17 protein-coding genes and 5 pseudogenes are annotated in these 19612 nt (G+C 57.0%); 9 read left to right on the forward strand and 13 right to left on the reverse strand.

From position 1 onward, the window contains the following. Positions 1 to 165: 165 nt before the first annotated feature. The 3 genes and pseudogenes from MLPF_RS13410 to MLPF_RS18035 form a co-directional block, all read right to left on the reverse strand. Positions 166 to 564 carry a class I SAM-dependent methyltransferase gene (locus MLPF_RS13410; protein WP_156147325.1) on the reverse strand — a complete coding sequence of 133 codons (399 nt, stop codon included), beginning with the start codon at positions 562 to 564 and terminating at the stop codon, positions 166 to 168. Further along, entirely contained in the window at positions 561 to 794 is a 234-nt protein-coding gene (locus tag MLPF_RS13415) for a class I SAM-dependent methyltransferase (RefSeq protein WP_156147326.1), read from the reverse strand. Before MLPF_RS13415 ends, MLPF_RS13410 begins: the two co-directional genes overlap by 4 nt. Positions 795 to 985: 191 nt before the next feature. Continuing rightward, positions 986 to 1618 (reverse strand): annotated as a pseudogene (locus tag MLPF_RS18035) (TetR/AcrR family transcriptional regulator). Between the two features lie 182 nt (positions 1619 to 1800). Here MLPF_RS18035 and MLPF_RS13420 point away from each other — a divergent pair. The 3 genes from MLPF_RS13420 to MLPF_RS13430 all read left to right on the forward strand — a co-directional run bounded on the left by MLPF_RS13420 (position 1801) and on the right by MLPF_RS13430 (position 4435). Further along, the gene (locus tag MLPF_RS13420; protein WP_237817213.1) at positions 1801 to 2112 is read left to right on the forward strand and encodes a hypothetical protein; all 312 of its coding nucleotides are present in this window, start codon (positions 1801 to 1803) and stop codon (positions 2110 to 2112) included. Between the two features lie 411 nt (positions 2113 to 2523). Then, positions 2524 to 3021, forward strand: a complete 498-nt coding sequence (msrA, locus tag MLPF_RS13425) for a peptide-methionine (S)-S-oxide reductase MsrA (RefSeq protein ID WP_045843979.1) — start codon at positions 2524 to 2526, stop codon at positions 3019 to 3021. Between the two features lie 1255 nt (positions 3022 to 4276). Continuing rightward, a complete protein-coding gene (locus tag MLPF_RS13430; RefSeq protein ID WP_156147327.1) occupies positions 4277 to 4435 on the forward strand; it encodes a hypothetical protein in 159 nt (52 codons plus the stop codon). 914 nt (positions 4436 to 5349) lie between these two features. Here the strand turns inward: MLPF_RS13430 and MLPF_RS13435 are convergent. Further along, a complete protein-coding gene (locus MLPF_RS13435) occupies positions 5350 to 7221 on the reverse strand; it encodes a putative bifunctional diguanylate cyclase/phosphodiesterase (protein WP_045843374.1) in 1872 nt (623 codons plus the stop codon). A 151-nt stretch (positions 7222 to 7372) separates the two neighbouring features. Between MLPF_RS13435 and MLPF_RS13440 the strand changes: the two genes are divergently transcribed. After that, complete coding sequence (locus tag MLPF_RS13440) at positions 7373 to 7846, forward strand: nitroreductase family protein (protein ID WP_237817201.1); 474 nt, start codon at positions 7373 to 7375, stop codon at positions 7844 to 7846. Positions 7847 to 7863: 17 nt separating this feature from the next. Then, positions 7864 to 8469: pseudogene (locus MLPF_RS13445) on the forward strand (GAF domain-containing protein); the annotation flags it as partial. 73 nt (positions 8470 to 8542) lie between these two features. Here MLPF_RS13445 and MLPF_RS18040 read toward each other — a convergent pair. The 9 genes and pseudogenes from MLPF_RS18040 to lmeA form a co-directional block, all read right to left on the reverse strand. Continuing rightward, a pseudogene (locus tag MLPF_RS18040) lies at positions 8543 to 8766 on the reverse strand (IS1634 family transposase); the annotation flags it as partial. Positions 8767 to 8927: 161 nt separating this feature from the next. Then, positions 8928 to 9263 carry a hypothetical protein gene (locus MLPF_RS13455; RefSeq protein ID WP_082082402.1) on the reverse strand — a complete coding sequence of 112 codons (336 nt, stop codon included), beginning with the start codon at positions 9261 to 9263 and terminating at the stop codon, positions 8928 to 8930. Between the two features lie 1499 nt (positions 9264 to 10762). Continuing rightward, the gene (locus tag MLPF_RS13460) at positions 10763 to 11440 is read right to left on the reverse strand and encodes a heme-binding beta-barrel domain-containing protein (protein ID WP_045843665.1); all 678 of its coding nucleotides are present in this window, start codon (positions 11438 to 11440) and stop codon (positions 10763 to 10765) included. A gap of 257 nt (positions 11441 to 11697) precedes the next feature. Next, positions 11698 to 12000 carry a DUF1416 domain-containing protein gene (locus MLPF_RS13465; protein WP_045843663.1) on the reverse strand — a complete coding sequence of 101 codons (303 nt, stop codon included), beginning with the start codon at positions 11998 to 12000 and terminating at the stop codon, positions 11698 to 11700. Between the two features lie 2 nt (positions 12001 to 12002). Then, a complete protein-coding gene (locus tag MLPF_RS13470) occupies positions 12003 to 12836 on the reverse strand; it encodes a sulfurtransferase (protein WP_045843662.1) in 834 nt (277 codons plus the stop codon). 12 nt (positions 12837 to 12848) lie between these two features. Continuing rightward, entirely contained in the window at positions 12849 to 13355 is a 507-nt protein-coding gene (locus MLPF_RS13475) for a DUF4395 domain-containing protein (protein ID WP_045843661.1), read from the reverse strand. Between the two features lie 86 nt (positions 13356 to 13441). Next, a complete protein-coding gene (locus tag MLPF_RS18045; protein ID WP_427901940.1) occupies positions 13442 to 13555 on the reverse strand; it encodes an Ms5788A family Cys-rich leader peptide in 114 nt (37 codons plus the stop codon). Between the two features lie 5 nt (positions 13556 to 13560). Then, a complete protein-coding gene (locus MLPF_RS13480; RefSeq protein ID WP_045843660.1) occupies positions 13561 to 13983 on the reverse strand; it encodes a thioredoxin family protein in 423 nt (140 codons plus the stop codon). A gap of 97 nt (positions 13984 to 14080) precedes the next feature. Further along, positions 14081 to 14893, reverse strand: a complete 813-nt coding sequence (lmeA, locus tag MLPF_RS13485; RefSeq protein ID WP_045843659.1) for a mannan chain length control protein LmeA — start codon at positions 14891 to 14893, stop codon at positions 14081 to 14083. A 193-nt stretch (positions 14894 to 15086) separates the two neighbouring features. On the opposite strand from lmeA, the pseudogene MLPF_RS13490 reads away from it, so the two are divergent. The 4 genes and pseudogenes from MLPF_RS13490 to MLPF_RS13505 form a co-directional block, all read left to right on the forward strand. Beyond that, positions 15087 to 15833, forward strand: a pseudogene (locus MLPF_RS13490) (winged helix-turn-helix domain-containing protein). Then, positions 15833 to 16768 carry a mycothiol synthase gene (mshD, locus tag MLPF_RS13495; RefSeq protein ID WP_045843667.1) on the forward strand — a complete coding sequence of 312 codons (936 nt, stop codon included), beginning with the start codon at positions 15833 to 15835 and terminating at the stop codon, positions 16766 to 16768. Before MLPF_RS13490 ends, mshD begins: the two are co-directional and overlap by 1 nt. A gap of 192 nt (positions 16769 to 16960) precedes the next feature. Continuing rightward, positions 16961 to 18052, forward strand: a complete 1092-nt coding sequence (pstS, locus tag MLPF_RS13500; protein ID WP_045843666.1) for a phosphate ABC transporter substrate-binding protein PstS — start codon at positions 16961 to 16963, stop codon at positions 18050 to 18052. Between the two features lie 93 nt (positions 18053 to 18145). Continuing rightward, positions 18146 to 19148, forward strand: a pseudogene (locus MLPF_RS13505) (PstC family ABC transporter permease); the annotation flags it as partial. Between the last annotated feature and the right edge of the window lie 464 nt (positions 19149 to 19612).

The following is a 19612-nucleotide window of genomic DNA, read 5'->3' on the forward strand; positions in this document are numbered from 1 at the left end:
ATTGCGTGCTCTCGTTTTATGACTAAGATCTTACTACATTCTGAACTCGCCGGCTAGGACTTCCTGTGTCTACGACCAACCAAGCCGAGCCATCACATCCCAATTGTTGACGCTGAGCGCCAGCAAGCTCCCACGGTGGTTGGCCAACCACCGTGCAGAATCTGATCAGTCAGGCTTATGGTAGGCGAGCTCTGGGACGTTGACGTTCAAACCGAGCCGGTCTCGCATGCGCGACCAACGCTGCGGGTTGGCGCTCGAATTCAAGCCGAACGGATCGGAAGCGACCCGACTGCCCAGAGCACTAAGAGTGGTGACTATCTCGAAGAGGCGGTCAACAGTATCACCGGACAAGTACGGCAGCAAACCCTCGGCTAGCAACGCGGTTGGTTGGGAGTAGTAAAATACGGCCGCGGCTAGTGCGGCCGGCCAGGCATCAAGCAGATCCACCGGGACCGGAGAGGACTGAACGGTGGGCATCGCACCATGCGACTGCAGAATTCCCCTCTCGTATTCGACCGCTCTGGACGGGCCAATCGCGTAAACCCCAGCACCGAGCAATATCACCTACCTGCCGAATGCCAGCAGAGACGAAAGTACTCGTCAAAGAAAACGACATGGGTGTACACCGTCCGGTAGTCACAGCTAATCCGAGTCACCCGTTGCCCGTGCTCATCGCCGTCCCGTCGGGCCGAGTTCGCGTCGGCTAGCCGGACCCACGCTTGACCGACCAACGCCACCAAGATACGGGAGAACGGGTCACGAATCAGCGGATTGGCGCCAGACACTTCCACCAACCGTGAAACGGCGCCCCCCCCTGAACGCGGTGGCGCTCACGGTTTCGGTAATCATCCAGGCACCACCAGTGCTACGCAACTACGGCAAGTCGTGGAGCCCGGTCATGTCGTTACCACGGTACAGAATTAAGTCTAGTAAGACTATAAGCATTTTGTGTCACGCATCACTATCGAGCAACCGAGCCTGCCAGCTAGGCGTTGGTCTGCCAGAGTGCACCGCTTAGCAGCTGGCGCAACGTCTCGGTGACAACCTCCATCTCTTCAGGGCTGTGCAGATAGCCTGCCATACGACCCCACGCCGCACAACACTACTAGCAAGGTCTCAGTCAATGAATTAAGCATCGATGTAGCTGGCAAGCTCGCCACACTCGATGGCATCATTGACGGCCCAGTTCAAAAAATCCCGGCTAAGCCGCACGGCATCATTTTCAGTGCGACCTCAATTCTGGATGCCGCTGTGATTCCAGCACATTAGTGACGAGGAACGCCGATGCGGACGGAACGGAGGATGAGCGGAATGCGCTTGCATCGCCAGGTGGATGAATACCGACACTCGTCTAAGCACGGTCTTCTCTCGCTTAGCCTGGTTGATGATGGCCGCGGGTTTAGTCTACCACCTCGCGGTACAGCGCCCACTTACTGGAAAATAATTGTAGTGATTGATCGCGAGGCGAGTCAGGTCAGCACGGACCGCAATCACCTGAAAAGTCGCCCCGTCATAATCAATAACCACGTTCACTCAACACTTCACGAGCGACGTGCACAATACGCTTGCGTGTATCGTTGACCTCCGCCGCTGGGGGACAGCCTGGCTTACGACTCAACCTAGTACAGTAGTGCTAAAGTTTGCCACCATCGCCACGATGCAGCATCACGCGTTAGGCCGCCGAACTTGCCGGACTGGTAGTCGTCAAGCGCTTCGATCAATTCAGCACAAGAGTTAATCACAAATGGTTCGCAGTGAAATACCGACCGGCGAGTCGGCAGCGCAGCCAGCATTAGCACGTTGTGCAATATGGATTTGGTCCGCCTTGACGCCGACGGTGATTCGATCGCCGGGTCCGAGAACGACCAATTGACCCTGGTTAACCGGGCCGAGACACCCGTTGTCGAACAACACACACCAATGCATCCCCGTCCGCGAGAAGCTCAACGGGTTATAACTATGATTTCTTCTTTGGTGACCCCACTGGCCGGCGGTGGTGTAGGTAATGATGGAAATATTCGTCGCTCTGGGTATATTATCGTCACGATAAATCGGACATGGGGGTTGTCTGGTTCGCAGATGATGCGTCCGGCGGGACCGTCGATGACCTGAACCACAACGAAATTAAAGTGATCATGTGTCTCCCTGGGAAGGGCCTAATCGTCTGCTAAATCTAAGTGCGCACCTGATCGCGGCTCCGCATGGTGAACACCATATACTAAGATGTACTCGAAGTCCGGTGTGCACTGAGCCGCCTAGGCGTATCCATCTCGTGTTTCAAAGGCCCGGGAGACTTTCTCCTCGAACTTCTCAAATGCGACGGAAAACTCGCCACAGAGAACAGCGCGGTAATCACGCAAGCACGTGGAAAATGTTAGCTAGGAGGATTTTGCTTGGCGCAATTCGATCGCACATCCGGTTTCCGTGTGCCGTTACATCTCATCTCCTGGGTGTAGCCTGGCTAGAGACCATCATCAGTCCCGGGCACCATCGCGGGTAAAGCCAACAGGGAGAGTTAATGTAATGACAAGCAACCGAAAAGCGATCCTCGCCGGTGGCTGTTTCTGGGGAATGCAAGAATTGATCCGCCGACAGCCCGGTGTGATATCGACCCGGGTTGGCTACAGTGGCGGCGACACACCCAACGCGACATACCGTCATCACGGCATGCACGCCGAAGCGGTCGAAATCATCTATGACCCAGCGGTGATTGATTATCGCACACTATTGGAATTCTTCTTCCAAATCCACGATCCGACAACACGAAATCGGCAGGGTAACGACCAGGGTACCAGCTACCGGTCGGCCATCTTCTACCTCGACGACGAGCAAAAGAGAGTTGCACTAGACACAATCGCCGACATCGAGGCTTCCGGCCTATGGCCTGGCAAGGTAGTGACCGAGATCAGTCTCGCTAAGGACTTTTGGGAGGCCGAGCCTGAGCACCAGGACTACCTGCAGCACTACCCCAACGGGTACACCTGCCACTTCATTCGCCACAACTGGAAGCTGCCAAGATGAACCCCGTAGACGCCAAAACGACAGCGGATCGATTAGGACCCCAGGCGGTCAGCGCCGACGCACAACCACCCTGCTCGCCATTCTTGGTGGTGTAAGCTAGCCTGTGCGAACGCTGTCGTTCACGAGGCGCCGTAGTAGCATCTTATTTTTCATCTTATAGTCCCGTGGTGGTATATAGTGAAGCAGCACAACACCGTGCTAAACACAACATCCATCTCCATGTTGGCAAATGAGCCGATACCCCTCTACACACAGCGGCTCGTGTTGCCACTGAACAGGATCCACGCGAAGAAGAAACGGCTTGTGTTCGACGTACCCCTGTGGCTCGAAGCACTCCGACCACGGAAGGCTCGTGGATTTGCGGCACAATGCTCATCAAGATCGAATCCTCTCGAGAACTGGCCCATCCGCTAAGTTTATACGCAGAATGATAGACGCGACGAGCGGCGAAATCGATGACTATCCTGGTCCATTGGACTTCCAAGCTAGTCGCCTAGCGCAGCGCAAAGCCAGGATCAGCACCTGGCCTTTGTCGGCCTCATAGACGAAGCCTGGCCAGCCCCTCGAAGACCCGACCTAGAGTAGCCGCGGTGGAATGGGGTCGCCGCAGTTCGTCGAGTGCCACGCTAAAAACCGCGTGCATAATCACCTTGATAGTGATCCGATTAATCGACAACAGTGTGGCAAGAGGCTGTTCTTCAGTCCAGTTCTGTTCTCCCGCAGAGGTTCTTCTTCGAAGATGCGCACGTGATTCTTCACGCTCGTGCCGTGAAACGACGACACACCCGTCCTGCCGTAAGTCGGAAGCCTAGTATGAATAATGTCGCGACTGCAGCAAGCCTGGCGTTCAACAGTCTATCGCGAAAACACAGCAATACCTCGGACCTGTAATACCTTCGGGAGTCGGTACGCAGGAAAATCTACCCAGGGTCCATAGCTATCGCTAAGGTCAGCACTCAGACTGGGTACAGCGCCATACTGTACAACCTCCCGGTTCTAACACGATATCCCTGTGTAGCCAAGCCCGACAGGGGACTCAAATGCCCCGAAGGACGTTCCGTCAATGACTTCAACAACATTTCACGTGCAACGTGGTTCTGTTCTACACCAACCCTTTTCGGCATCAGCTGCTAGACAACCTCACCACCTCGATCATAGAGCGTTAATACCGAGCGAGCACAGCCATCGACATCATCCGCCACGCGAGTCTCTCGAAACACAAACTCTGCAACCAGTTCGTTAGCAAAGATTTAGAGTGCTTCTGGAGTTACTGCTGGCCGGCGTCGAAAAGCTCGGCGACAGCAACCAGGCAGCGGTCGATTTGAAAGCTAATTGGCATAACCAGATTCGTCAGGAGGTCAAGACCTACGTCGGATATATCGAGTCTACAAAAGTGATGATAGGGGTCAATTAACCAGCGACATGGTCGCCTACCATGCACCCCGAGTGTTTCCACACAGACATCAAAAAACTGCTTTGGAAGATGCTCCAATTCCAAAGACGAAATGCGACGAAGTCGACGAAGTCTTCGTAAAGGTTGATTTCTGCGTGATCATCAACTCAGATTAAGTCCGATTAATGGAAAGTTTCCTGCACAGACACCGGCGGTCACGCAGAGCCACGAAGCGTCGGGCATGATTGCGAAACCAAGCCCCGACGTGACGGGTTAGGCGGAGAACTGGTCGGGTTGTAGTACCGCAAGGAATACGGCGGGTGCTGCCGGCGGGGCTACGTAACGAACTGCACGCGAATCCAGTTAATGGTGTTCGCTTACAACGGCGCATGGAACGAATACACCGTGGCAATGCGCGGAATGTCGGCACTGCCCGTGCAGGTCTGATACGCCGGCTCGTGTTGTGTGTTGGTGATTGTTGTAGCGTGTGATTGTGTGGGGGGGTGTCTGTGGTTTTGGTTTCGGTGAACGGTGTGGTGTGTTTGTTGTAGCTATTGCTGTAGGTGGGGATTGCGGTTTCGAGGTTGTTGACATCGGTGAACGTGTTGTGGCCGGTGGTGGTGAAAAAGATTTCGGTTATATCTCAGCCGTGAGCAGCTTGTCGGTGTGAAGTGCAGTCTGGCTTGCTGGTTATTGTCTGGCCAGGTCCGGCTGCTGGGGGTTTGTGTGTGGCGTAGTTGTTTTCCAACAAGGAATTACGCGAAACCGTGGCCAACGACGAGATCCGTCTAGCGTTCGTGCATGTCAAACTGCCACTAATTCCCAACCTCACGGTTCCACGCTAACACACTCGACGACAAAGGTCGGGCGGAAATTACCAGAGTTCTTGGTCAGCGCGCACAAGCCCAAGTAAGGTTGGAGTCAGCATTCGGGTTTTACGATCGGTATATCTGGTGTCTGCTCGGCGCCGGGCTCTGACACGTGCCAAACTCCATGGTTATCATACCGTTTGCTAGCAGCGATTTCATCGCCGCGCTGTCGACGGGACGTGAGAGCAGAAACCCCTGCGCACGGTTACAACCTAACTCCATCAGCACCTGCGCTGCTAAGGCAGTCTCGACGCCTTCAGCGACAACTTCGAGTTCAAACTCTTTGGCTAACGCCATGATCGCGCGCACGATCGCTAGATCACTTGCATTGCTTCCTAGTTCGGTGACGAAGCTCTTGTCGATTTTGATGGTGTCCACCGGCAGGGATTTCAAATGAGTCAGCACGCTGTAACCGGTACCGAAGTCGTCGATAGCCAGGTGCACTCCGACCTCCTTGAGTCCGGCAAGTGTCTTGCGGGTGGCATCGATGTTTTGGACCACCACATTCTCAGTGATCTCCAGACACACCATGCTGCCTTCAAGACCGAACTCGTTGAGAGTGCCAGCCACGTTGTCGACGAAACCTTCGGCGACCAACTGTACTGGCGAGACATTAATGCGCAACAGCGCATCAAGTCCTATGCCGGCTGAGCGCCATCGACTGAATTCCGCACATGCCGAGCGCATCACCATCCGGCCCAGCTTGCCTGCTAGATTAATCGATTCGGCCACTGGGATAAATGAGTCGGGAAATAGCAACCCCCGCGTCGGGTGCTGCCAGCGCACCAAGGCCTCGGTTCCCAAGAGCTTGCCGGTACGCATGTCTACCTCGGGAAGGTAGTGCAGCACCAGGTCAGTATCGATCATCCCTGCTAAGTGCAGTTCAACCTCAGTTCTCAGCGTATGCTGTGCACTGATCCCATGGTCGAGAACCACGACCTTGCTCCCGCCGCTTTTCGCCGACAGCGCCGCGTGATCAGCCCAGCGTAGCAGATCCGACGTGGTATCCCGTCCCGGGAGACCGATGGCAACACCGATGCTGACGGTGCGGGTAAGTATTTCGCCGTCGATCACCACTTGCTTTTGAAGCCGCGTCTGCAAGCGATGGGCAAACGACTCTGCAACATCAACCGATACCGGCTCAGCGGGCACTATGACAAACTCGTCTCCGCCGAAACGGGCAATAACCGTTGGGATTTCGGAGGCCTCACGCAGTCGGTCGGCGAAGACCTCGATCAGCCGGTCACCGGCATTGTGACCTAGGTAATCGTTAACCGCTTTGAGCCGATTGAGGCCAAGGAACAGCAACGTCACCGGGCCGCGGTGATCGTCGGCCAGCCTCTCATCAAGGTGTGCGATCAGGGCTCGGCGATTCAACAACCCGGTCAGATCATCGTGTTCGGCCAAGTAACGCAATTGTTCTTCGGCAACGATGCGGGCCTGCAGCTGGGCAAAAAGAGTTGCGATCGCCTGCAGCGCACGCAACTCATCGGCGTGCCATTCCCGGTCGCCGTACTTGACGAATCCAAGGACGCCGGTGGTGATCTCTCCGGACAGCAACGGCACACACGCCAGGGAAACAGCCGGCACAGCGGTGCCCTCCTCGATGCGACGCTGATATTCAGCATTGGCCGGCTCGGGCCGCAAAACCGCCGGTTCTTTGAGATACTCGGCCATCGCAAAAATCGTGTCGGCGTCGGCAAAATACACCACACCGATCGGGTCGGGATCAGGCACGTAGTCGCGCGGAGGCCATTCCACAACCAGCTTGGTCGCATGAATGTCATGGTCATTGTGACGAAGAAAGCTCACATCGACGCCGAAATGTTCCACCAGAATAGCCAGTACCCGTTCGCCGATCGGTACCGCGGTGACCGCTGTTGCAGCCATTAACTTCGAGGCCACCGCAGTGACGAGTTCGTCCAGGGACCGGGTCATGATCTTACCATAACCGCTTAGCCCGACAGCAACCGGATGCGCTCAAAACTTCGGCGGCTCCGCACCGACACGGGCCCTGCGACAGTCAATCGCAACACCAACACGAGGGAGTGATCGACCGGGAGATTCTTTTCCAGACACTGGTATTGACGTGCGCAGTCTCGAAATGGATTGGCATCAGTTGGCTGCGTTCGACGTGCTTCGTCGTACGGACGTTATGGAACTCCTCGCGCAGTGGAACGTCGGCGCTGCGCTGGGCCAAGACACCCATGATCGCGTGGTGGCTAGTTCGGCCCTCGCAGTGATCTCGGTGCCCGGGAACGCGTTGGCGGACTACGCTCGTGGTGGGTCGGCTGTCGAGGCGATATGGATCGCCGCGCAGCGACATGGGTTCGCAGTGCAGCCGATTTCGCCAGTGTTCCTCTACGCGCGCGATGTCGACGAGCTACAAGCATTATCTGCACAGTTCGCCGATGAATTGGGCCAATTGGGCAGCGACTTCCACAGTCTGGCGCGTATCCCGGTCGATCACTCCCTCGTGTTGGTGTTGCGATTGACTGTCGCAGGGCCCGTGTCGGTGCGGAGCCGCCGAAGTTTTGAGCGCATCCGGTTGCTGTCGGGCTAAGCGGTTATGGTAAGATCATGACCCGGTCCCTGGACGAACTCGTCACTGCGGTGGCCTCGAAGTTAATGGCTGCAACAGCGGTCACCGCGGTACCGATCGGCGAACGGGTACTGGCTATTCTGGTGGAACATTTCGGCGTCGATGTGAGCTTTCTTCGTCACAATGACCATGACATTCATGCGACCAAGCTGGTTGTGGAATGGCCTCCGCGCGACTACGTGCCTGATCCCGACCCGATCGGTGTGGTGTATTTTGCCGACGCCGACACGATTTTTGCGATGGCCGAGTATCTCAAAGAACCGGCGGTTTTGCGGCCCGAGCCGGCCAATGCTGAATATCAGCGTCGCATCGAGGAGGGCACCGCTGTGCCGGCTGTTTCCCTGGCGTGTGTGCCGTTGCTGTCCGGAGAGATCACCACCGGCGTCCTTGGATTCGTCAAGTACGGCGACCGGGAATGGCACGCCGATGAGTTGCGTGCGCTGCAGGCGATCGCAACTCTTTTTGCCCAGCTGCAGGCCCGCATCGTTGCCGAAGAACAATTGCGTTACTTGGCCGAACACGATGATCTGACCGGGTTGTTGAATCGCCGAGCCCTGATCGCACACCTTGATGAGAGGCTGGCCGATGATCACCGCTGGGTAAAAGAACTAGCCCGTAGGGGAACCGCCTCGCTGGGGGGTGTTTGTCGCACCACTAGCGCACCACGTCAGACAGGCGCGGAATGCGAGCACCGAAGATGTCGATCAACCTAACAGCCTGTAAGGCGACCTGGTTGGTTTCGGAGATTATGCCGGCGTCGGCCATCACGGTCACGTCGGTCAGATTGTGAGCGGTCTTAAGGCATTGATGACCGGCACCATCATGGTGGTCTCAGTCCGGTTGCCCTCGAACGCCGCGACATTGAGCGGCAACCCGATAGCGTCGGTGAACAACCCCAGGATGATTTGTGGATCCAGCCGGCGTTCGTTCGAGAACCCAGGCTCGCGGAACCTGTCCTCCACATCTGTCTTGAAGTACAAGACTGTCGCGTCGTAGAGCACCAGTCTGGCTGGACTTAACTACGTATGAGCCGCTCACGCGGTCAAAAGTTGCTCTCGGAATTCAGGTTGAGCAAAATTGGCAGGAGTTGATTCGGTGTCCAGTAGGCCACCGAATCAACTCCGGTCTCCGTGAGCACTCGTAATGCATCGACCTTGCTTATCGGTTCAATGACGCGTACCGTTGCCAGGTCACGAAACACCCTGATAACCGCCACCGGTGGCATCGAAACCCCAGCCACCCCGTAGTCTGACACGACGCCTCCCACAGGTGCGCTGACCTCGACGCCACGATCTGTAACAGGGAGCCGGCCGACCCGCGACGATCCAAGCCTTTGCTGACCGGCCGCCACACCTTGGTTAGCCGCGGCCTTGCACACCCTCTAACTCAACTTCTGCGTGCACAGAACCTAAGCGCTCACTCTAGCGCGAACCCCGCCATGGTGACCAAGACAATCTACACAGCCGTAGTCCCCGAGGCCATCTTCATGGTGCGTGCATACGCTACCACCACACCCTAAAAACCTTCAATTTAGTGCCCACATTACGTCCCGCCACCGAAGAAAACAACAGTTCACAATTTTCACGCACCGACCACCGAAGAGTGGCAAAAGTCAGGTGATACGCCGGCTCGTGTTGTGTGTTGGTGATTGTTGTAGCGTGTGATTGTGTCAGAGATTAGCGCTGGCAGTGGCGGGGTGTGTGAAGTTGCTTTCCAGGGTGCGTTGGGTCAGATCCGTGTACAACGCCAGAGTAAATTGCGAAGTGCCACAGACAAATACACAAATTGTTTGTCCCTTAGCGAGGAGGTCGTAGAGTAAAATGCCGGCAGTCATATCGTATTGTCCACCATACCGGCGGCCCACCGGATGTCGGACCGCCGAACTGCTAGGTATGCTACGCTTGGGTCAGCTAGGGGGGCATCGAGGCACATGATATTTGGGGGCAACCGCTGCTTGTGGGCGACTGCGGAGAGTCGACGATTAATGAGGTCCAGCTACAACAGGATTGGTTGCTGGATAGTCCTACATCAAGATACAACTAAGGCAGGCTACGCCACAGCCGAGGCGGACACCAGGGTGGACGGCGTGTTGAAGTCCACTAGCATCACCCAGGCAACTTGGCGGCGGGTCCGTTGTGCCCGGTTGTCGCCAACACCGGTGATGAAGACGAAGGTGCTTCGTTAGTCTAAAAGTGTGCGCGACACCGCTGATTCATTGACTGCGTGTCGTTATCGATGCCTACAGTTCCGGTGATGGAATCGGCTACGTTGGCTCGCAACCGGCCTACCTTGGGTCGGAACACACCGACAACGACACCGTCTAAGCCGAGAAGCTCGTCGACGAGATTATCGACGGCCGGTTCCAGCCGGCTACCCCGACCAGGGGCAGGTGAGTCTGATCACGGAAAAGTCGCTGGTGTCGCTTTTGACTAACTGGGCTGTCGCCATCGGCGGAATAATGATGTCGTGGCATCCCCTAGTAGAAGCTTAGGCCTAGAACCGCGTTCATCGTGATCGGCACGACGATTACAGTAAATCACATGCCTACTACCTGGGGCTGCTATCCGATCGGAAGGTCTAGCACACACGCTGCGATCAGCGCGGTCACCACTGTATCGATCCCGGCCCCGGCCGAACCACCCGAGCCGGGTCTGTACCGCGTCAATGATGGCGGGTTGTGGTCGCCACAACGGCCAGATAGCCGATTAGTAGCAGGCTAACTGCGGACACGACCCTCCTTGCTAAGGACGAGGTTCTCCTCGTGTAAGATGCATTCGGTCGACTTCTTTTCTGGGCTATCGGCTGCTCAGACGTCGAACAGTACACACGCACAGCATTATCGTGTGAATGTGTCTTCTGTCTATGCTGCTCACGTCGCTATCCGGCGAATCGGTACAGTCTCGCTGATAAATGTGGCACCAATCCACCGTCGGCATCCACTCGTTCTTCGACATAAGCGAGGTCGCCACCTTCGACGATACCGTAAAGCCGTTTGGCGCCGCCGACGAGCACACCGGATTTGCTGCATGCCAGGGCATCGGTGACCAATTCCCACGATGATGCGTTGCGTGGCCGCCCGTAAAACAATTCTACGTAACCAGACGAATGGGCTAACAGCAATTCGATCGCCTGGGATTCGGTAGGATCGTATGGGTCGCTGACAAAACGCCAGAAACCCGTCTCACGTAAGCCAGTTTCCTGATACTCGCCGGCATCGTCTAGCCGCCAGGACCGGGCTTCCCAATTCAGGTAGTTCCCACCGTTGTGCGAGACCACGATTTGCTGGCCGAAGCGGTAGTCGCCGTTGGGTCCACGGCCCTCCCCTTTGCCGCGCCACACACCGACCAGCGGCAGCAGTGCCAGCAAAGTGCTATTGAGGTTAGCGCCTTCCCGCAGATTCGCGGTGTCGGAGGGAACTGGCAAGTCGTCGAAATCCGGGATGTTGCGGGCTGCGCTTACCGTAGACCGCTTGGCCGCTTGAAATATCTCAGCAGCCGTACACTTGCCGGAGTCCGCAGGATTGCCCGCTCCGTCACGGACCTCGTCGGAGGTCACGTATGCCGCTCTCCCCCACAAGTGGGTGTGGATACCTCCCACTTGTGGGGGAGAGCCACCACCCCAGCACTGCGTTCTGCACCGCTGCCGGCGCAGGTCACGACTCGTCAGTGATGAGCCGGTACAGCGTATAAAGCGTGAACCATGATATAACTACCACTGCCACAACCAGCATGATCTCGAAGAAGAGTACCACGGGGCGAGTCTATTCGTCTTATTGGTTGGTGGTGGCTTTCGGGGCAGGTGTGTCGGGCTGGTCAGGCGATCTTGACGTCGACCTTGTGGATGCCTGCCTTCGAAGGCGACATCACGGCGTCGCCATTACCGCCTGAAGATAGCGCGCGCAGTGTCCAGGACCCCGGCGCGGCGAAAAACCGGAAGTCACCGGTGACCGAGGTGACCACCTCGGCCGTGAACTCGTTGGACGAATCCAGCAGGCGGACGAAGGCACCACCCACGGCTTGACCTTTGTGATCGACCACGCGGCCGGTGATCACCGTTTCTTTTTCGAGGTCGACGCTGGCGGGCAACGCCAGTTCTTGTTTAGGCCCAGAGAACATATTCAGCTTCCCAACTCGATTGGGACACCCACCAGGGAGCCGTATTCCGTCCAACTGCCGTCGTAGTTCTTGACGTTTTGATGTCCGAGTAACTCGTGCAGTACGAACCAAGTGTGGGATGATCGTTCACCGATTCGGCAGTAGGCGATTGTCTCCTGCAACCCATCTAGGCCGGCGTCGGCATACAGCTTGGCCAACTGCTCGTCGGATTTGAAGGTGCCGTCCTCATTGGCGGCCTTGCTCCAAGGTACGTTGATCGCACCGGGGATGTGGCCGGGTCGCTGGCTTTGCTCCTGGGGTAGGTGCGCAGGTGCCAAGAGCTTTCCAGAGAATTCGTCGGGGGAACGTACGTCAACGAGATTTTTGATCTTGATAGATGCTATGACCTCGTCCCGAAAGGCCCGAATAGTGTTGTTCGGTGCTGCAGCAGCGTAAGAGGTCGCCGGCCTGGTGACGGTGTCGGTGGACAGCGGGCGACCGTCGAGTTCCCATTTCTTGCGGCCGCCGTCGAGCAATTTGACTTTGTCATGTCTGTACAGCTTGAAGTACCAATACGCATAGGCCGCGAACCAGTTGTTGTTGCCGCCGTACAGGATCACAGTGTTGTCGTTGGAAATGCCGCGGTCACCCAGCAATTTGGAGAATTGCTGGGTATCGACGAAGTCGCGCTTGACCGGGTCTTGCAAATCCGCGCGCCAGTCCAACTTGACGGCGCCGGCGATGTGGCCGCCGTCGTAGGCGCTGGTGTCCTCGTCCACTTCGACGAAGACGATGTTCCCGCTGTCGAGATTGTTCTCGGCCCAGTCAGCGGAAACCAGGACATCAGAGCGTGCCATGGTACAGTCCTTTCACTCACCTTGGGGTGAACCAGGTGGTTCACCAGGGTTACGCGGAGCGGCGATGCGTCGGAACCAAACCACAACCGGGTAGAGCTGACAGCCCAGGCAGATGCCGAACGCTGCGTTGAGGAAGGCGGTCAATAATGCGGCCGCCGTAGCGATGACCCCCTCCAAGAAAGCGCCGCCAGCGAATCCGGCAACACCACAAACCGCGAAGACGAAGCCGAGCAGTTGGGCGAACTTTAGCGGTGGCACCGGTTCGCGCTCTTTCACCGGACCCAGCCGAGGCGCCACGAGGGCGGCGAACACCCGTCCGTACGGATGCCGGCGCGGGCCGCCGAGAGTGCCGATGGCAAAAACCACGGCCTGCAGGACCAACAGTAAAGCGGCCGCCAGTGGACTGAACACCGAAACGATCAGAACGGTCTGCAGAACTGCGGCCGTAACCCAGGCAGCAAATCGTGGTCCGCGAACATCGACGACTTCTACTCCGGTGGGGATTTTATTGATCGTCACTGTATCTACTCCTAGGTACTTCTGTTGCACGGAAAAGCGGGAGACAGGCCACGGTAGGGCTCCGAGTGCAGCGCGAAAGAGCCCGGCTACTTCAGCCAGCTACAGCAACAGCCCGTGATGCGGCACAGATCGACTGCGCGGCGCTTGGTGAGCCTGGGCTCGAGGCGGGTTGACACGTCGACCAGCTTACCTAATGACACGGTGATCAAGCCAACAATGGTTCGAGTGTGGACCGTAGGTCAGCGGCCTTGGGGACTCCCGACGTCCGGTACCGTTGCTGTCCGTCGGTATCGAAAATCAATGTGGTGGGCAGCGAGAGCACCGAAAATCGTTGCGCAGCAGCAGGATGAGCGCCCAAATCGATCTCGATATGGGCTACGTCGGGCAGATCTTTGCAGACCTGATCAACTACGTGACGGACCCGATCGCACGGTCCGCACCATGGCGCGCTGAAATGTACAATGGTCGGCCCGGTACGCGACAAGCTGAGGTCGGCGGTGTCTGCGCCGGCGCCCTGACCGGGCCCAGAACAAAATTCGTGAACGTTTCCTGAGTGCCGAGTGAACCACCACCCGGCAAAGACTGTCAGCATGCCCACCGTTATTGTCGTCACAATAACGGTAATCATGAGTGTTGCTCTCCCCCGCAAGCGGAAGGTACTTCCACCCACTTGTGGGGGTGTGCCCCCACTTCATCGCTTTGCTCTGCATCGTTGCTGGCGCACATCATGACTGCTTAAACCCGTCGAGGGTGATTGTTACCCCCCGTGTGATACCTTCAATGATCACATCCGAGCCACGTGCTCCCTCGCTGGTCGGTGCTACCCCGAACGGAAGCTTCTGGTCAGGCATCCTGGCGCTGAAGGCACGTAGCACGAGGTCTCGCTTGTCATCCGGAACGGGTTGGTTGGCGGTGTCGGGTCCGGTTGCGATGTCTGTAGGGGTAAACACCAGCGTCGCCTGGTCTTCAGGGGCGATGGAGAGGTCCACCAAGACGCTGACCCGGTGGTCGAAGTTGGCTGATTTCGGTGTGCCGCTGAGTACCAGCCCATGGCTGCTGGAGATCCCGGATTCAGTGGTACCGCCGGTGGCGTCGTTGGTTTCCCGGTGTGGTGCCTCGACCATGAGGTCGTTGATGCCTAGATACTGGCCCAGGTGCATCGAGTCGATGATGATGCGGCTCTCTAGCTTGTCTACCGGGAGCTTCGCATCGGGCTTGATCAGCCAGGACGCATAGGTTAGGTCGATCGAGTACATAGTGGCTTCGAGGGAGGCCTTGCCGACCATGGCGTGGTCGACTGCGTTGGCCTTGATTTCCAACTCGGTGTAGTGGTCCCGCATCGCCTGCGGGATGAACGGGAACGCCAGGATGGCCACAAATGGGTCTGACCCGAGATTGGCTGTGTTGCGCACGTTGACTGACAGGAGGTATTCGGCGTAGATGCTGGTTCCGTAATCGATGCCGAGGATACCGACAACAAGCACAGCCACGGTGACTACCGTTGCGATCACACTGGTTAGCACCTTGCGCATACGCATATTGTGACTTAGCTCTATGCAAGTTGCGTTTTTAACCATCTCCGACAACTGGCATGATTGCTCCCGCAATGCCTTGTCGTCGGGTCTATAGACACTTAGGTGGCACGTTATTGTATATACACCTAGCCGCATAGCCGCACCGCGCGTGTTGCTATCGATTTGGGAAATGCCTTTCCCGCGACGCTTAGAGTTGTTGGAGCTATGTATCCTGATCTCGGAGATACATCCGGACCCGGTGTGCCGTCGTTGTCGCTGCTGTCACACACCATGCGGACGACGCCGGCGGAATCGTCCTCGTTGTTTGAGGCTGGAGCCGAGGATGCCGTGCTCGTTGACGCGCGCTACGATCTATTGGCTGCACGCTGTCTGTGCTGTTTGCTGAGTGTGACGGGCCGGTTGGCCCTCGTCTTAGCGTTGGTGAGTGAAGGCCAGCTGGTGCTGATTAGGACTGCCTGGGGGGCTGGACGAGATTCTCGTGCCCAGTCCCGGTTCCGCGAAGATCGATACCCGGTTACGGCTGGTCTTCTGCTGCCGTGGTAGGCTTTCCGAGTCGGAGAGCGCGGGATAAAATCACTCTGGGCGAGCTTGTCATTGATGAAGGCGTATACACCGTATGACTGTTTTACCCCACACTGCACTTCACTTCCAAAGAGTTCGAGCTGCTGGAGTATTTTGGTGCGGTCCGCCGGCCAGGTGTTCACCCGTGCACAGCTGTTGCACGAGGTGTTTTGGCGGGACCCGGACTGTCGATGTGTACGTGCGTCAACTGTGGGCAAAACTTGGGCTCGAACATGAAGCGCTGATCGGTATGGTATGTAATGTGGATTATAAGGCGGTTCGGCCAGGCCTTGGCTGTGCGACGATCGCGGGGCCCTATTACCGGGACATCAAACCTGACGATTTTGATGACCTGATAATCGACCCGTTACGCAGTAAGTGATAGTGCTTAACTGGCGTTTCGCACTGTCCACCGATGAACAGCAGCGAGTGCGCGAAATTATTTCGGCAGCAACTGAATTCGATGAGATAGCACCCGTCGGAGAACGGGTGCTGCGGGAACTCGGCTACGATCGTACCGAGCACCTGCTGGTCACGGATTCGAGATCCTACGCACCGATGATCGGCTATCTCAATCTCAGCCCGTCACGTTATGCGGGCGTTGCTATGGCCGAGTTGGTGGTGCATCCGCGTGAGCGCCGTCGCGGTTTTGGCGCCGCAATGGGACGTGCAGCGCTGGCGAAGACCGCGGGGCGCAACCGGTTTTGGGCGCACGGCACGCTAGCATCGGCCCGGGCAACTGCGTCTGTGCTGGGTCTGATCCCGGTACGTGAAATGGTGCAGATGCAACGTTCTTTGCGAGCTGTCCCGGACCCGATGGTCCCCGATCAGCTGGGGGTGTGGGTGCGGACTTACGCGGGTACGGTTGATGACGCTGAGTTGTTACGGGTTAACAACGCCGCGTTCGCCGGCCATCCGGAACAGGGCGGTTGGACTGCAACCCAGTTGGCGGAGCGACGCAGTGAACCGTGGTTTGACCCGGCGGGCTTGTTCTTGGCTTTCGGTGATTCCTCAAACGACCAACCGGGCAAGCTATTGGGTTTCCACTGGACCAAGGTGCATGCAGCTCACCCGGGCTTAGGTGAGGTCTACGTCCTAGGCGTTGACCCGTCCGCTCAGGGCCGCGGCCTGGGACAGATGTTGATATCGATCGGCATTGCCTCGCTGGCGCAGCGGCTTGCCGGGCTTTCGGCCGAACCCACCGTGATGCTCTACGTGGAATCGGACAATGTCGCCGCGGTGCGGACCTACGAAAGGCTAGGCTTTACCGCGTACACTGTTGACACTGCTTACGCACTAGCCGGGGTCGATGACTGAACGAACGCCCAGTTCCATGCAGTACTCACCAGTGTTGTGTTCACCCCACTACTGATGTTTTTGGGTTCCTGCGGTGCATACTTTCCGGGTGACCAGGCCACTTTGCGTTCGGCCAGCGGTGCGAGTGTGCGTCGAAAGTGCGCTGAGAAAGCGAGACCGGTGAGCCACGATAGGGTATGCAGGGCGTTTGCGATGGTGTTGACGACGACGGTCACCGCCGGGGTGTTGTCCGCGTGCGGTAGTGACGATAGTCGCGGCCATGTTGCGACAACATCCATCTCAGGGAAATCGGCTGACACCGCGGCTTGCGGCGGCAAAAGAACAATGACGGCTGAAGGGTCGACCGCTCAACAGAACGCGATCGCATTGTTTAATCAAATTTGGGGAAAGTTGTGCCCCGACAAGAACGTGTCATACAACCCGACTGGGTCGGGTGCTGGTCGTGAACAATTCATTGCTGGCCGTGTCGACTTCGCTGGCTCGGACTCGCCGCTGCTTGCAGATCAACTCGGCCCGGCCGCCAAACGCTGTAAAGGAAACCCGGCCTGGGATCTACCGCTGGTGTTCGGGCCGGTTGCGTTGGTCTACAACCTGCCAGGCGTTCAAATGTTGACCGTCAATAGCGACGTGTTGGCCAAAATTTTCAGTGGCGTGATTACGAAATGGAACGACAGGATACTCGCGGCTCTCAATCCAGGTGTTGTCCTGCCCAACCTCAGGATCATGCCGATCTATAGGGCTGATGCATCGGGAACCACCGATAACTTGCAGAAGTATTTAACGGCCGATGCACCACAGAGCTGGGCCAAAGGAGTCGGTGCCGAGTTTCAGGGCGGTGTTGGCCAAGGGGTTCAGAAGTCGGCTGGTGTAATCCAGGCGGTGCAAACTATTTTAGGCGCCTTTGGTTATGTCGAGAAGAGCTTCGCCGATCGGGCCGGATTGCCGTTCGCCCAGATTGACACCGGCAGTGGCGGAGTGCCGCTTACCGCAGACACGGCACGCAATGGCATAAATGCGGCCAACTTCGTGTCCGTCGGCAACGACCTAGTATTAGACCTGAACGCGATGTACAGCACCGAGCAGTCGAATGCTTACCCGTTGGTGTTGGCTACATATGAGATCGTCTGCTCGAAAGGCTACGACCCGGACACGTTTGCGGCGATCAAGTCGTTCCTCACCGTGGCCGCCAATGACGGTCAGACCGGTCTTTCGGCGGTAGGCTATGTTCCGCTGCCCGATACAGTTAAGAAACGACTGGTCAGCGCGATCAACGCAATGCAGTAGCAAATTGCCTCTGTGCGAAATCTTTTCTCAAAGGGGCAACAGACGGTTTAAAAAGTGACGGCAGAACTAAACAGGGATGGGATTACGGTGACAATGTCAACCCAAGCCTATGCGGGTTCGGTGGTAGCCAGGCCCCTCCCGAGTTGCCGATCGCACCCATAAGCTTGTGGGGGCAGTCGAACTTGGGAGACCAGATATTCGCAGGCTGTTGGAGGGGCTCAGAGTCCGGGTTGTGGTCCTGATAGCCGCAATAGGCGCGTTATATGTTGTGCAGCGCGATACCCACGTTGTAGCGCGGCAAAGAGCACTTCTTTAGCTACGGCGGCAAGTGAGTTATTGTCGATACCTCCGTGATGCACTTCGGAATCTTTGATCTGCTGCAGGTGACGGTGTTGGTGTCACTGTTAGCATTGATCTTGGTGACGCCGACTGCTTCGGGGGTCGTTCTGTTCATCACCCAGTATGCACCGCGGCAGGTCGTCGGCGCGGTGGCTTATTCGGTCGATTTGTTGGCTGTGGTGCCCTCGATCATCTGCGGTGTCTGGGGTTTATACGTACTGACACCGCAGCTGCGTCCGATCGCAACTTGGCTCAATCGGACTCTGGTCTGGTGCATTCTCCTCAGCTAGTGGCAATACTTCGGTGGCCGGCGTCGGCACCATCTTCACCGCTGGTGGATTGTTTTGGCGGTGATGATCTTGTCGATCAGCACCGCGGTCACACGCGACGTCTTTGTGCAGACTCCGCACGACCCGATCGAGGCTGTGCTGGTAGCTAAGTATCGGGAAATGGTCTGGACTGTCGTGTGTTGCCCTTCGGTCGATTCGGGTTACATACGCGGTGCGATGTTGGGCCTAGGACGCGCCTTGGGTGCGATGGTCGCGCTGCTGATCATCTTGCGCAGCACTCAAGAAAAAGTTTGGTCGGTCACTATTCGACGGCGGTTACACCTTCGCAACCAAGATTGCCTCCATCGCATCGGCATTTGGTGATCGATACAAAGTTGGCGCTTATATTACTGCCCGGATGTTGCTGTTCATTAGTCGCTTTCGTGATCGATGTCTCAGCGCGCAGCGTTGTCACCGGACTTAGAAGACGAAACCGATGGCCTCGATTCTGGGTCGGACGCTCAAGGAACGGACGTTCTCCAGGCTTGGTCGATGTCGTCGAGTTGTGAACAATTTCGTGACTGTACTCGTGATATTGCTCGCCCTAATGTAGTTAGTTCGTGGTTGGCGGTGGCGGGTACCACGTGATCGTCGGCACCTTGTTGCCGGGATTGATATGCACTGCAATTTCCATGCCGATTGTCCTCATGGTCGGGATCTATCTGGTCGAATACTGTTGCGGCGCAAAGCCTGAACGCGTTAGCGATATCCATGGTGGATATCCTAAGCAGTCTACTCTTGATCGTGGCGGTGCTGTCTCTCATATGCGCACTGTGCGCGGCGACGTTGGGTCTTGGTCGTTCCAAGTTATGGTTTTATGGTGCCGTCGATGTTGTTGATGCTCCCGGTAAATCATCTGGGCTACCGAGAAAATTCCGCTCATTCCGATGGA

This window comes from Mycobacterium lepromatosis (genome assembly GCF_000975265.2).
GTDB lineage: Bacteria > Actinomycetota > Actinomycetes > Mycobacteriales > Mycobacteriaceae > Mycobacterium > Mycobacterium lepromatosis.